Source organism: Tistlia consotensis USBA 355 (genome assembly GCF_900177295.1).
GTDB classification, from domain to species: Bacteria; Pseudomonadota; Alphaproteobacteria; order Kiloniellales; family DSM-21159; genus Tistlia; species Tistlia consotensis.
In genome coordinates, this window is the sequence record NZ_FWZX01000016.1 from 105,107 (window position 1) to 117,156 (window position 12,050).

At 71.1% G+C, this 12,050-nt stretch carries 13 protein-coding genes; 7 read left to right on the forward strand and 6 right to left on the reverse strand.

All coding sequences use genetic code 11. From position 1 onward, the window contains the following. Positions 1–12: 12 nt before the first annotated feature. Positions 13–573 carry a ubiquinol-cytochrome c reductase iron-sulfur subunit gene (petA, locus tag B9O00_RS18575; RefSeq protein ID WP_085124199.1) on the reverse strand — a complete coding sequence of 187 codons (561 nt, stop codon included), beginning with the start codon at positions 571–573 and terminating at the stop codon, positions 13–15. A 280-nt stretch (positions 574–853) separates the two neighbouring features. On the opposite strand from petA, the gene B9O00_RS18580 reads away from it, so the two are divergent. The 4 genes from B9O00_RS18580 to B9O00_RS32565 all read left to right on the forward strand — a co-directional run bounded on the left by B9O00_RS18580 (position 854) and on the right by B9O00_RS32565 (position 4,099). Further along, the gene (locus B9O00_RS18580) at positions 854–1,309 is read left to right on the forward strand and encodes a tRNA (cytidine(34)-2'-O)-methyltransferase (RefSeq protein WP_085124200.1); all 456 of its coding nucleotides are present in this window, start codon (positions 854–856) and stop codon (positions 1,307–1,309) included. 49 nt (positions 1,310–1,358) lie between these two features. Further along, positions 1,359–2,336 (forward strand): hypothetical protein, encoded by a 978-nt coding sequence (locus tag B9O00_RS18585; RefSeq protein ID WP_085124201.1) that lies wholly within the window; start codon positions 1,359–1,361, stop codon positions 2,334–2,336. Positions 2,337–2,389: 53 nt separating this feature from the next. Beyond that, entirely contained in the window at positions 2,390–3,301 is a 912-nt protein-coding gene (gene hemF, locus B9O00_RS18590) for an oxygen-dependent coproporphyrinogen oxidase (protein WP_085124202.1), read from the forward strand. A 255-nt stretch (positions 3,302–3,556) separates the two neighbouring features. Then, the gene (locus tag B9O00_RS32565) at positions 3,557–4,099 is read left to right on the forward strand and encodes a hypothetical protein (RefSeq protein WP_143596270.1); all 543 of its coding nucleotides are present in this window, start codon (positions 3,557–3,559) and stop codon (positions 4,097–4,099) included. Here the strand turns inward: B9O00_RS32565 and B9O00_RS18595 are convergent. The 5 genes from B9O00_RS18595 to B9O00_RS18615 all read right to left on the reverse strand — a co-directional run bounded on the left by B9O00_RS18595 (position 4,096) and on the right by B9O00_RS18615 (position 7,279). Next, entirely contained in the window at positions 4,096–5,310 is a 1,215-nt protein-coding gene (locus B9O00_RS18595) for a CCA tRNA nucleotidyltransferase (RefSeq protein WP_085124203.1), read from the reverse strand. The genes B9O00_RS32565 and B9O00_RS18595 overlap by 4 nt on opposite strands. A 42-nt stretch (positions 5,311–5,352) precedes the next feature. Then, on the reverse strand, positions 5,353–5,661 hold the full coding sequence (locus B9O00_RS18600; RefSeq protein ID WP_085124204.1) for a type II toxin-antitoxin system RelE/ParE family toxin: 309 nt from the start codon (positions 5,659–5,661) through the stop codon (positions 5,353–5,355). Further along, positions 5,658–5,945, reverse strand: coding sequence for a type II toxin-antitoxin system ParD family antitoxin (locus B9O00_RS18605; protein ID WP_085124205.1), 288 nt, complete (start codon positions 5,943–5,945; stop codon positions 5,658–5,660). The genes B9O00_RS18600 and B9O00_RS18605 overlap by 4 nt, the downstream gene beginning before the upstream one ends. A gap of 117 nt (positions 5,946–6,062) precedes the next feature. Then, complete coding sequence (locus B9O00_RS18610) at positions 6,063–6,689, reverse strand: CoA pyrophosphatase (RefSeq protein WP_235017149.1); 627 nt, start codon at positions 6,687–6,689, stop codon at positions 6,063–6,065. A gap of 11 nt (positions 6,690–6,700) precedes the next feature. Then, the gene (locus tag B9O00_RS18615; protein ID WP_085124207.1) at positions 6,701–7,279 is read right to left on the reverse strand and encodes a DUF1285 domain-containing protein; all 579 of its coding nucleotides are present in this window, start codon (positions 7,277–7,279) and stop codon (positions 6,701–6,703) included. 66 nt (positions 7,280–7,345) lie between these two features. On the opposite strand from B9O00_RS18615, the gene B9O00_RS18620 reads away from it, so the two are divergent. Genes B9O00_RS18620 through B9O00_RS18630 form a run of 3 tightly spaced genes read left to right on the forward strand, consistent with a single transcriptional unit; the run spans position 7,346 to position 12,043 of the window. Continuing rightward, positions 7,346–8,356, forward strand: a complete 1,011-nt coding sequence (locus B9O00_RS18620; RefSeq protein WP_085124208.1) for an AAA family ATPase — start codon at positions 7,346–7,348, stop codon at positions 8,354–8,356. A gap of 8 nt (positions 8,357–8,364) precedes the next feature. Further along, positions 8,365–9,297: a DUF58 domain-containing protein gene (locus B9O00_RS18625; RefSeq protein ID WP_200808561.1), complete on the forward strand. Its 933-nt coding sequence runs from the start codon at positions 8,365–8,367 to the stop codon at positions 9,295–9,297. A gap of 4 nt (positions 9,298–9,301) precedes the next feature. Continuing rightward, a complete protein-coding gene (locus tag B9O00_RS18630; RefSeq protein ID WP_085124209.1) occupies positions 9,302–12,043 on the forward strand; it encodes a DUF4159 domain-containing protein in 2,742 nt (913 codons plus the stop codon). Positions 12,044–12,050 lie beyond the last annotated feature (7 nt).

The window sequence follows — 12,050 nt, forward strand, 5'->3', positions numbered from 1 at the left end:
GGATCGCCGCCCCTACCCGATGGTGATCGTCGTGTCGGTGTCGAACTTGTAGCTCGGCACCACGAGGTTCTTCGGGGCCGGGCCCTTCCGGATCCGGCCCGAGGTGTCGTACTGCGAGCCGTGGCAGGGGCAGAACCAGCCGCCGAACTCGCCCCTCGGGTCGCCGGGCTTCTGGCCGAGCGGCACGCAGCCGAGGTGCGTGCAGATGCCGACCATGATCAGCCAGGGCGCCTTGATGACGCGGGCCTGGTCGGTCTCGGGATCGGGCAGCTCGCTGAGCGGCACCGCCCGCGCTTCCTCGATCTCCTTGTCCGTCCGGTGGCGGATGAAGATCGGCTTGCCGCGCCAGGTCACGGTGAGCGACTGCCCGACCTCGACCGGCGAGAGATCGGCCTCCGTCGAGGCCAGGGCCAGCACGTCGGCGGCCGGGTTCAGGCTGTCGATCAGCGGCCAGGCCACCGAGGCGGCGCCGACGGCGGCCACGGCTCCGGCTGCCAGGAAAAGGAAATCGCGGCGCGTCTCGCCGTCGTGATCGCCGCCGCCTCCGTGTGCGGGCTTCGCGATGTCAGCCATGACGATTCTTGATCCCTCGTGGTCCTGCGCCCTGCGGCACGGGCTCGCGCCGCCGGTTGGTTCGGCTGCCGTGCAGCCGACCGTAGCGCTCGCGGCTGCGATCAGGCATTGCGGCAGGTAGACGCACAATTAAGCCACGATTCCACCCCCGAGCGGCCCCGTCGCTTGCGTCGTGCCCGGCATATAGAGGAAAGTCGGCCGTCAAGGCAAGGCCGCCCGGCGCCGGCTCCGCGGCCGGCGCGGCCCGCCGCTCTGCCCGCAGCCCTGCCCGCCAAGGCCGATGCGTCTCGCGCTCTTCCAGCCCGACATCCCGCAGAACACCGGCGCGATCCTGCGACTCGCCGGCTGCCTCGGCGTCGGCGTCGACATCATCGAGCCCTGCGGCTTCTTCCTGGACGACAGGCGCCTGAGGCGCGCCGGGCTCGACTACCTGGCCATCGCCAGCTTCGAGCGGCATCGCGACTGGGCCGCGTTCCGGGCGGCGCGGCCGCAGCGACTGGTCCTGCTGACGACGCAGGCGACGCGGAGCCACCTCGAGGTCGACTACCGTCCCGACGACCTGCTGCTGCTCGGCCGCGAATCGGCCGGCGTGCCCGAGGCGGTCCACGAGGCCGCCGACGCGCGGATCCGGATACCGCTGGTCGCGGCCGCCCGCTCGCTCAACCTCGCCACCGCCGCCGCCCTGGTGCTCGGCGAGGCCCTGAGGCAGACCGAGGGTTTCCCGGTCCAGCCCTGACCGCTATCCTCGGTTGCGTCCCATGTCGGGGGCAGGGGGGAATCCGGGAATGCCGATCGTCCAGGCGGGCCGTCTGCTCGCGTTGCTGTTGCTCGTCGTCGCCGCGGGCTGCCAGATGCCGCCCGGCGGGGCCGGGACCGGTGCCGGGACCGCGCCGACGGGAACGGCGGTCCGGCTGAGCGACCGCACCGGCACCGCGCTCAACCGCTATCTGGACACTGTCGGTCCGGCAGGCGGCTTCTTCTACGTCTCGCGCGACGGCGCCCATGCCGAGTCGGAGATCTGCCACGGCACCTGCCCGAACCTGCCGGCGATGCAGGACCGGGTCCGCCGCTTCTGCAAGGAGGGCTACGGCAACAAGGACTGCGTCCTGGTCGCCGAGGGCGACAGGATCCTGGCCACGCTCGGCAACTGGCACCGAACGCCCGGCCCCGACGCGGCCGAGCCGGGGCCGTCCGTGCGCCTCAGCGACCGCAGCGCCGGGCAGCTCAGGGAGTATCTCTCGCGGGTCCGCGGCAACCGCGGCTACTTCTTCACCTCGCGCGACGGCTACGGCGCACGCTTCCGCATCTGCGCCAGCGCCTGCGCCAGCCCGGGCGCCCTGCGCGAGCAGACCCGCGGCGACTGCCAGCGGGCGCACGACCGGTACGATCCCTGCGTCCTGATCGCGGAAGGCGACAGGATCGTCGCGACCCTCGGCAACTGGCATCCCGACGTGCCGGTGCCCAAGGCCCGACCGGCAGCGGGCACGGCCGACGATCCGATCGTCATGAGCGACCTGGTCGCCCGCGTCTTCAGCAACTACCTGAAGCTCGTCGGCATGGGCGGCGGCTACTTCTACGTCTCGGCCGACGGCTGGGCCTACGGCGCGCGCTACTGCCCGGCCATCCGCTGCAGCAACCAGCTGACCATGCGCCACACCGCAGAGGTCGCCTGCCGGGCGCAGAACGACGGCAAGGACTGCCTGATGCTGGCCAACGGCGGCACGCTGCTGCTGGCGGTCGACGACAGCGCCGGTCGGCACTGAAGCGGCGCGTTGCCTCTCGACAGACGCCGCGGATTTGGTCAGCGTCGGCCGCCATGACCGACAGCGAGACCATCGACGAGCGCAAGAGCCGGGCCGCGACCTGGTTCCGGAGCCTGCGCGACCGCATCTGCGCCGAGTTCGAGCGCCTGGAGGACGAGCTCCAGGGCCCGAACGCCGAGCGGCTGGCCGCCGTGCCGCCGGGCCGCTTCGAGCGCAAGGACTGGCAGCGCAGCGAGCCGGACGGCAGCCCGGGCGGCGGCGGCACCATGGCACTGATGCACGGCCGGGTGTTCGAGAAGGTCGGGGTCAACGTCTCGACCGTCCACGGGCGCTTTTCCGACGAGTTCCGGGCGCAGATCCCGGGCGCCGAGTCGGACCCGCGCTTCTGGGCCAGCGGCATCTCGCTGGTCGCCCATATGCAGAGCCCGCTGGTGCCGGCGGTGCACATGAACACCCGGCACATCGTGACGACCCGGGGCTGGTTCGGCGGCGGCGCCGACCTCAACCCGATGGTCCCGGACGAGCAGGACACCGCCGACTTCCACGCTGCGCTCAAGGCCGCCTGCGACGCCGCCGACCCGGCCTGGCACGCGCACTTCAAGGCCTGGTGCGACGACTACTTCATGATCCGCCACCGCGGCGAGCCGCGCGGCGTCGGCGGCATCTTCTACGATTACCTGGGCGCCGGCCTGCCCGAGCGGAATCCCTACGGCGGCGACTGGGAGGCCGACTTCGCCTTCACCCGCGGCGTCGGCGAGGCCTTCCTGGAGGTCTATCCCCGGCTGGTGCGCCGCCACTTCCTGGAGCCCTGGACCGAGGAGCAGCGCCGGCACCAGCTGTTCCGCCGCGGCCGCTACGTCGAGTTCAACCTGCTCTACGACCGCGGCACCAAGTTCGGCCTGATGACCGGCGGCAACGTCGAGGCGATCCTGATGTCGCTGCCGCCGCTCGCGGCCTGGCCGTGACGAGAAGGCACAACCACCCATTGCGCAACGATCCGAATTCCTCAATGATCGTTTGAACAAGGGAGTGGAGATCCTAATGGCTGACGATAAGAAAGGTTCTTCGGGCAAGGGCACACCTTCGACCCCGAAAACAACTCCGCTCAGGGAATCTTTTGACCGACGGCTGCCACTGAGCAACTTTGAAAAGAGTCAGAAGAGCGGACCGACAATCACGCAATTTAGCCCACCTCCGGACAAGAAGCCTAAGAGTTAACATTGGCTATCGGCCAAGATGAACTGGAACGGAAGCTATCCAATCTGCATTGGACGGCCCGTTCTGGCATTTTCTACCACCAGTATCTTTCAAAGCGGTATGCGTTCTGCACGCGACTTGTATTATTTCTGAATGTCGCACTATCTGGCGCCGCCGTCATAAATATAGTAACAAATCAATATCCGAAGACAGCATTGTTAATCCCTATACTTCTTGCAATATTGAATGCACTATCACTCGTTTTAGACCCATCAAATAAAATGGCCATTCATGAAGGACTCGCACGCGACTGGCGAATTCAAGATAATGAAATTGAGGCCTTGAAATTCAATATGTCGTTTGACGAAAATCTCGAAATCAGAAACGCCATTTTAAGTTTTATGCAAAATTTTGCACAGATAGACGCCAGAGAACCGCCAACAATTAGAATTGTATCCGAGTGGGCATCTGACAAAGCTGCACATGTCCTTGATCTAGACAAGCCAGCTCTCGGCAAAATCCGACGACTTATCGTAGAGATGATCGACACTCTTCAGTTTATCTAGCGACGAAGGATACGAGCGGCAATTGCCATCAGGACATCTCGATCCAGAGTGAAATCACTCTTAGTCCAGCATCCCTCCAATTCGTCGAGCAGGCGGCCCATCTCCGGGCCCGGAGGCATGCCCAGCGTCGCCAGGTCCCGGCCCTTGACCGGCAGCGCGGCCGGGACCCAGCCGTCGACGACGGCCAGCGCCGCCTCCAGACCAACGGAGCTGCCGCTGCGCGCCGCCGCAAGGCGCAGCAGGTCGGCGACGCGCTCGCTGCCGAGGCGGTGGCAGGCGACGCGCAGGCGCTCGCGCGTCTCGCCCGCAGAGACCGGAAGCGGCGGCGCGACCAGGACGGCCAGGCGCAGCCTCTCGGCGTTCGAGAGGCGCAGGCGCTCGGCCACCGAGCCGGCGCCGGCGGCGTCGGTCTCCAGCCAAGCGGCGAGGCGCAGCAGCGGGTCGGGCGCGCCCGCGCCCTCGACGGGCAGCAGCCGCGCCACGGTCCCGGGATCGCCGGCCTCGGGCAGCTCGGCGGCGAGGATGCGGTGCCCGGTCATCAGGCGCAGCACCGGGACGGGATCGGGCGCTTCCAGCAGGCGGAACAGCTCGGCGCGCACCCGCTCGCCGGAGAGGCGCGTCAGCTGCGGCGCCGCCTCGGCGGCGGCGGCCAGGGCCTCGGCGTCGGGCGCGCCGCGGCCGTAGAAGGCGAAGAAGCGGAAGAAGCGCAGCAGGCGCAGGTAGTCCTCGGCGATGCGCCGCCGCGCCTCGCCGACGAAGCGCACCCGGCCGGCCCGGAGGTCCTCGATGCCGCCGAAGTAGTCGTGCAGCGCGCCGTCGGGCTCCAGGGACAGGGCGTTGAAGGTGAAGTCGCGGCGCGCCGCGTCGGCGCGCCAGTCGTCGGTGAAGGCGACGCGGGCGTGACGGCCGAAGGTCTCGACGTCGTGGCGCAGGGTCGTGATCTCGAAGGGCCGGTGCCCCGAGACGGCCGTCACCGTGCCGTGCGCGAGACCGGTCGGCACGGCCTTCAGGCCGGCGCGCTTCAGCAGCGCCAGCACCTTGTCCGGCGGATCGGGGGTCGCGATGTCGACGTCGCGGATCGCCCGGCCGAGCAGGGCGTCGCGCACGCAGCCGCCGACGAAGCGCACCCCCGCCCCCTCGGCCTCGAGGGCCGCGACCACCGCCCGGGTCGCGGGCGCGGTCATCCAGGGCTGGGGCGGCAGGCGGTCCATGCGCCTGGAGCATAGAGCGCCGGACGGCTGCCGGGAAACCGGCTAGCCTTCGTCGTCGACAGCCCCCTCCCCGGCCAGATCCCGTCGGCCATGGAGAACGCGGACAACCTGAACGACGTTGCCGCTTGCACGATAGAGAACGAGGTAAGAGCCGACGACGAGATGACGGAGGCCAGCGGCGACGTCGTCGCGCGGCGTCCCGGATAGCGGCTGTTCGGCGAGCTGGCGCCAACGCCGCTCGATCCGCTCGATCATCCGGTCGGCGGCAGCAATGTCGTCGCGGGCAATGTGCAGCCAGATGGCGAGGAGGTCCTCGTCGCACTGGCGTGTGCGGACGATGGATCGCGTCACGCCCGATCTTGTTCCGCCCGCTGTTCCGCGAGACGGCGACGACCTTCGGCCTTCAGCTCGTCGAGATCGCGGAACCGGCTCGGACCGCTGTCAATGCCTTGCTGCCACAACAGCCTTAGCTCCTCGACCGTGAAGCCGAGCAGCTCCCGACGCTCCTTCCACTGGCGGAGGGCATCGCGAATCACCTCGCTGGCATTGCCGTAGGCGCCCGAAGCGACAGCCTCGTCGACGGCGGCCGCCAGCTCGGACGAAAGGCTGACGCTCCGCTTCTCGACCGCTGACATCGTGCTTCTCGTCCCGCATTTTTGGTGCGAACAAATCCTACCAGATCGAGGGCGAACAGATAAGCCTTGGGACCGCAGAGCTTGAGCTTCATAGAGAATCGCGGTGCACGCGGCGCCTCACGCCCCGTTCAGCAGCTCGGCAAGGTTGTTGAGCATGCCGGCGGTGGCGCCCCAGATGTAGTAGTCGCCGTAGGGGTAGACGTAATAGTGCCGGGTCGTGCCCAGGAGCTCGCGGCTGTGGGTCTGGCGGCTGCCCGGCGCCAGGATGAAGCCGAGCGGCACCTCGAAGATCTCGTCGACCTCCAGCGGCTCGGGGACCAGGACGACCGGCGGCCGCAGCAGCCCGACGAAGGGATGGATCTGGTAGCCGGTGCGGGTCACGTAGGTGTCGAGCTCGCCGACCACCTCGACCCGGTCGCGGGCCAGCGCGATCTCCTCCTCGGCCTCGCGCAGCGCGGCGTCGCGCGGCGAGGGATCCGTCGGGTCGATGCGGCCGCCGGGAAAGGCGATCTGGCCCTTGTGGTCGGCGAGATGCTGCGAGCGCCGGGTCAGTACGACGTGGAGGCCCCGGTCACGCTCGATCAGCGGCACCAGCACGGCGGCGTGGCGCAGCGCGCGCCCGGGCTCGTAGAGCTGGGGATTGAGCTCGTGGTCGCCGCGCGGCACCGCGCTGGCGTCGGCGGGGAACTGCTCGCCGGGCGCCGCACGGCGGCCCGGCACGGCGCCGGCCAGGCGGCGCGCCACGGCCTCGGCGCTCAGGGGCCGGTCTCCGGCCGGTCCAGAGGGAAGAATCTGCCCTTGCTCCATACGCCCAGACGTTCCTGTCGATCGATCACGCGAGGCTCGGCCGCCTCGACAAGATGATAGTAGACGTTGCGCAGGAGTCTCGCCTCCAACCCCTCGCGCACCAGGACATAGGGGCGCGGCTCGCCGCTCTCCAGGTCGAAGTCGACGCGCAGCGGCGTCTGCGGCCCGGCCTCGACCCAGTCGTCGAGATTGGTGCGGAAGGCCAGCACCTGCTCCGGCCCGCTGCCCTTCACGGAAAGTTCAATGGCGACGAACGGCGCGTCCTCGACGACGACCCGGCCGCGCTCGACCGGCGTGACCAACCAGTACTGGCCGTCGTCCTCGCGCCGCAGCACCGTCGAGAACAGCTTGACCAGCCGCTCGCGGCGGATCGGCGTGCCCTTGTAGAACCAGGTACCGTCGGCGGCGATCCGCATGTCGAGATCGCCGCAGAAAGGCAGCGCCGGGTCCTGCGACCCCTCGCCACGCGCCCCGAGGTCTCCTATCTTTTCATCTGCGGCAGTGGTCTCGTTCCGTTCGTCGCCCATCAGCGTCGGACCCTCTTCCGTGCCGGCAAGTGCACCGACCCCCGTGAACCATCTAGGGACAATCTGGTGACGACACTCGACACAGCAAAACCCGCCGACCCGGAGAAGCTCGCCGAGGAGATCGAAACCCTGGGCCGCCGGCTCAAGTCGGTCCGCGCCAGCATCGGCCGGGTCATCTTCGGCCAGCAGGCGGTCGTCGACCAGACGCTGATCACGCTGATCGCCGGCGGCCATGCCCTGCTGATCGGCGTGCCGGGCCTGGCCAAGACCCGGCTGGTCGAGACCCTGGGCACGATCTTCGGGCTGGAGGACCGCCGCGTGCAGTGCACGCCGGACCTGATGCCGGCCGACATCCTGGGCTCCGAGGTGCTGGAGGAGCAGGAGGGCGGCAGCCGCGCCTTCCGCTTCATCCCGGGCCCGGTCTTCGCCCAGCTGCTGATGGCCGACGAGATCAACCGCGCCAGCCCGCGCACCCAGTCGGCGCTGCTGCAGGCGATGCAGGAGCACCGGGTCACGGTCGCCGGCAGGCCGCGCGCCCTGCCCGAGCCGTTCCACGTGCTGGCGACCCAGAACCCGCTGGAGCAGGAAGGCACCTATCCGCTGCCGGAAGCCCAGCTCGACCGCTTCTTCATGCAGATCGACGTCGGCTATCCGGACCGCGAGGCCGAGCGGCAGATGCTGCTGGCGACGACCGGCGTCGACGACGTCGAGGCCGAGCAGGCGATGACGCCGGAGGAGCTGCAGGCCGCGCAGCGCCTGGTGCGCCGCATCCCGGTCGGCGACTCGGTCTTCGAGGCGATCCTCGACATCGTCCGCCAGGGCCGGCCGAGCGGCAGCGAGCTGGAGGAGGTCCGCGCCCAGGTCGCCTGGGGCCCGGGCCCGCGCGCCAGCCAGGCCCTGGCGCTGGCGGTGCGCGCCCGTGCCGTGCTCGACGGCCGCTTCAGCCCCTCGATCGACGACGTCCTGGCGATGGCGCCGCCGGTGCTGCGCCACCGCATGGCGCTGTCCTTCGCGGCGCGCGCCGACGGCGTCACGGTCGACGACATCATCGAGCGCCTCTGCGCGCCGCATCTCTGAGGCCCGCCTTGGCCGAGGCGCACAGGCGCGACCCTCCCCTGGCCCTGCAGCAGCGCGGCGAGAGCCTCGCGGCCGGCCTGCCGCCGCTGCTGGTCGCGGCCGAGCGCGTCGCCTCGACGGTGGCGCAGGGCGTGCACGGCCGGCGCCGGGTCGGCCAGGGCGAGACCTTCTGGCAGTTCCGCCAGTACGAGATCGGCGACTCGCCGCAGTCGATCGACTGGCGCCAAACCGCCAAGAGCGACCGCGTCTTCGTCCGCCAGCTCGAATGGGAGGCGGCGCAGTCGGTCTGGCTGTGGCGCGACGGCTCGGCCTCGATGGACTGGCGCTCCAGCCGCGACCTGCCGAGCAAGCGCGAGCGCGCCGACCTGCTGCTGCTGGCGCTGATCGTGCTGCTGCTGCGCGCCGGCGAGCGGGTCGCCCTGCTCGGCAAGCCCGGCCTGCCGTCGAGCAGCCGCGGATCGCTCAGCCGCCTGGCGCTGACCCTGGAGCGCGAGACCGCGGCGGGCGTGGCGGCGGGCGTGGCGGCCGGCGCGGGGACCGTCGATCGGCTGCCGCCGGTCGAGACCCTGCCGCGCTTCGCCCAGGTCGTGCTGCTCGGCGACTTCCTGGCGCCCCTGGAGCAGATCGAGGCGGACCTGAAGCGCTACGCCGAGCGCGGCCTCAAGGGCCACGTCCTGCAGATCCTCGATCCGGCCGAGGCGACCCTGCCCTACCATGGCCGGGTCCGCTTCGAGGGCCTGGAAGGCGAGCCGCCCTGGCTGCTCGGCCGCGCCGAGACGGTGCGCGAGAGCTACCTCAGGCGGCTCAGCCTGCAGACCCAGGGCGTGATCGACATCTGCCGGCGGATCGGCTGGACCGCCGGCCAGCACCGCACCGACGCCTCGGCCCAGGCCGCCCTGCTGGGCCTCTACGGCGCCCTGTCCCAGCGGGTCGGGCTGTGAGGCGATGATCTCGATCGGCTCGCTCGCCTTCGCCAATCCCTGGCTGCTCGCGGCGCTGATCGGGCTGCCGGCGATCTGGTGGCTGCTCCGGGTCACGCCGCCGGCGCCGCGCCGCCAGACCTTCCCCGCGATCCGCCTGCTGCTCGGCCTGACCCCGCCCGAGGAGACGCCGGCGCGCACGCCGCTCTGGCTGGTCGCCCTGCGCATGCTGCTGGCGGCGCTGGTGATCCTGGCGCTGGCCCGGCCCGTGCTCAACCCGACGGCGCTCGGCGCCGGCGACGGGCCGGTCGTGCTGGTCGTCGACGACGGCTGGACGGCGGCGCGCGACTGGCAGGCCCGGCGCGACCTGCTGCGCGACCTGGTCAGCCAGGCCGCACGCGCCAGCCGCCCGGTGATCCTGCTGACCAGCGCGCCGACCCCCGGCGCCGAGACCGCGATCCAGGAGCTCGACCCCGCCGAGGCGCGCGGCCGCATCGAGAGCCTGGCGCCGAAGCCCTGGCCGATCGACCGCGCCGCCCTGATGAAGCGGCTCGACGGGCTGAAGCTCGACGGGCCGGCGCCGGTGTTCTGGCTGTCCGACGGCCTGGAGGCCGGGGCCGACCAGCCGGACGCCGCCGCCTTCGCCGAGCGGCTGCGCCGGATCGGCCCGGTCACGGTCTACCGCACGCCCGCGGAGTCCCTGCCGCACCTGCTGCTGCCGCCGGAGAACGACGGCCTCGCCTTCGGCCTGGTCGCCGAGCGCCCCGCCGCCGGCTTCGAGGAGAGCCTGGGCGTCACCGCGCTGGACGACCAGGGGCGCATGGTCGGCACCGCCACGCTGGACTTCGCTGCCGATGCGACCCGGGCCAAGGCGCCGCTGGAGCTGCCGGCCGAGCTGCGCAACCGCGTCACCTCGCTGGCCATCGACCACGAATCGAGCGCCGGCGCCCGCGTGCTGCTCGACGAGCGCTGGCGGCGGCGGCCGGTCGGCCTGGTCGTCTCGACGGCGCAGGAGAGCGCGCAGCCGCTGCTCTCCGAGCTCTACTACCTGGACAAGGCCCTGCAGCCCTTCACCGAGGTCCGCCGCGGCAGCCTCGACGAGCTGATGAAGCAGGACCTGGCGATCCTGGTGCTGGCCGACCTCGGCCGGCTCGGCGACGCCGACACGGCGAAGCTGGAGACCTGGGTCGAGGACGGCGGCACGCTGCTGCGCTTCGCCGGGCCGCGCCTCGCCGACGACAGCGACGGCCTGCTGCCGGTCAAGCTGCGCAAGGGCGACCGCACGCTCGGCGGCTCGCTGACCTGGGACACCCCGGCCACGCTGGCGCCCTTCCCGCCGAACAGTCCGCTCGCCGGCCTCAAGGTGCCCGACGACGTCTCGGTCAAGCGCCAGGTGCTGGCCGAGCCCTCGCTCGACCTGGCGGAACGCACCTGGGCGCGCCTGGCCGACGGCACGCCGCTGATCACCGGCGCCAAGAAGGGCAAGGGCTGGCTGGTGCTGGTCCACACCACGGCCAACGCCGAATGGTCGAACCTGGCCCTGTCCGGCCTGTTCGTGAACATCCTGCGCCGCATCGTCGCGATCAGCGCCGGCGTCGAGGTCGGCCACGCCAGCGGCGAGCCGCAGCCGCCGCTGGCGACGCTCGACGGCTTCGGCCGGCTCGGCTCGCCGCCGGCCGAGGCGCTGGCCGCCGACCAGCAGACCCTGGCCGGGAACCGCGCCGGCCCGACCACCCCGCCCGGCTACTACGGCACCGACGAGAGCCGCAGCGCCCTGAACCTCTCCGCCGGCATCGCCCTGCCGGCGCCGATGGCCGCCCTGCCGCTCTCGGTGACCGAGCGCGGCTACGGCGGCAGCGAGGAGACCGACCTCCTGCCCTGGCTGCTGGTCGCGGCGCTGCTGCTCGGCCTGCTCGACCTGCTGATCGGCCTGGCCCTGCGCGGCCTGCTGAGCCCGCGCTTCGGCCGAGCCGCCGGCGCCCTGCTGCTGGTCGGCCTCGCCGGCCTCGCCGCCGGCAGCGGCCGCGCCCGGGCCCAGGCCGACGAGGCGCAGGCCCTGGCCTCCACGCTGGAGACGCGGCTCGCCTACGTCGTGACCGGCGTGCCGGCGGTCGACCAGGTGACCCGTGCCGGCATGGAGGGCCTGACGCGCATGCTGACGCGGCGCACCTCGGTCGAGCCGGCCGACCCGATCGGCGTCGAGCTCGGCCACGACGAGCTGGCCTTCTATCCGCTGCTCTACTGGGCGATCACCCCGGACCAGCACGACCTGGACAGCGTCGCGCGGCGCGAGCTCGCCGACTTCATGAACAACGGCGGCACCCTGGTCGTCGACCTGCGCGAGCCGGGCGGCAGCGACAGCCTGCTCGGCGCCGGCACCGAGCAGACCCGCACGCTCAGGCGCCTGATGCAGGGCATCGAGATCCCGCCGCTGGCGCCGATCCCGCCCGACCACGTGCTGACCAAGTCCTTCTACCTGATGCAGGACTTCCCGGGCCGCTACGACAACGGCACGCTGTGGGTCCAGCAGACCGACGAGACCGACAAGGACGGCGTCGCCTCGCTGATCGTCGGCTCCAACGACTGGGCGGCGGCCTGGGCGATCGACGACAGCGGCCGAGCGCTCTATCCGGTCGTGCCGGGCGGCGAGCGCCAGCGCGAGATGGCCTTCCGCTTCGGCATCAACCTCGTGATGTACGCCCTGACCGGCAACTACAAGGCCGACCAGGTGCACGTGCCCTTCATCCTGGAGAGGCTCGGGCAGTGAGGGCGCG

Bases quoted from the DNA above. Each gene is read 5' to 3' on its own strand.
- B9O00_RS18580 (WP_085124200.1), top strand. From the start codon at position 854: ATGCGTCTCGCGCTCTTCCAGCCCGACATCCCGCAGAACACCGGCGCG.
- B9O00_RS18630 (WP_085124209.1), top strand. From the start codon at position 9,302: ATGATCTCGATCGGCTCGCTCGCCTTCGCCAATCCCTGGCTGCTCGCG.
- B9O00_RS18595 (WP_085124203.1), bottom strand. From the start codon at position 5,310: ATGGACCGCCTGCCGCCCCAGCCCTGGATGACCGCGCCCGCGACCCGG.
- B9O00_RS18605 (WP_085124205.1), bottom strand. From the start codon at position 5,945: ATGTCAGCGGTCGAGAAGCGGAGCGTCAGCCTTTCGTCCGAGCTGGCG.
- B9O00_RS18585 (WP_085124201.1), top strand. From the start codon at position 1,359: ATGCCGATCGTCCAGGCGGGCCGTCTGCTCGCGTTGCTGTTGCTCGTC.
- hemF (WP_085124202.1), top strand. From the start codon at position 2,390: ATGACCGACAGCGAGACCATCGACGAGCGCAAGAGCCGGGCCGCGACC.
- B9O00_RS18615 (WP_085124207.1), bottom strand. From the start codon at position 7,279: ATGGGCGACGAACGGAACGAGACCACTGCCGCAGATGAAAAGATAGGA.
- petA (WP_085124199.1), bottom strand. From the start codon at position 573: ATGGCTGACATCGCGAAGCCCGCACACGGAGGCGGCGGCGATCACGAC.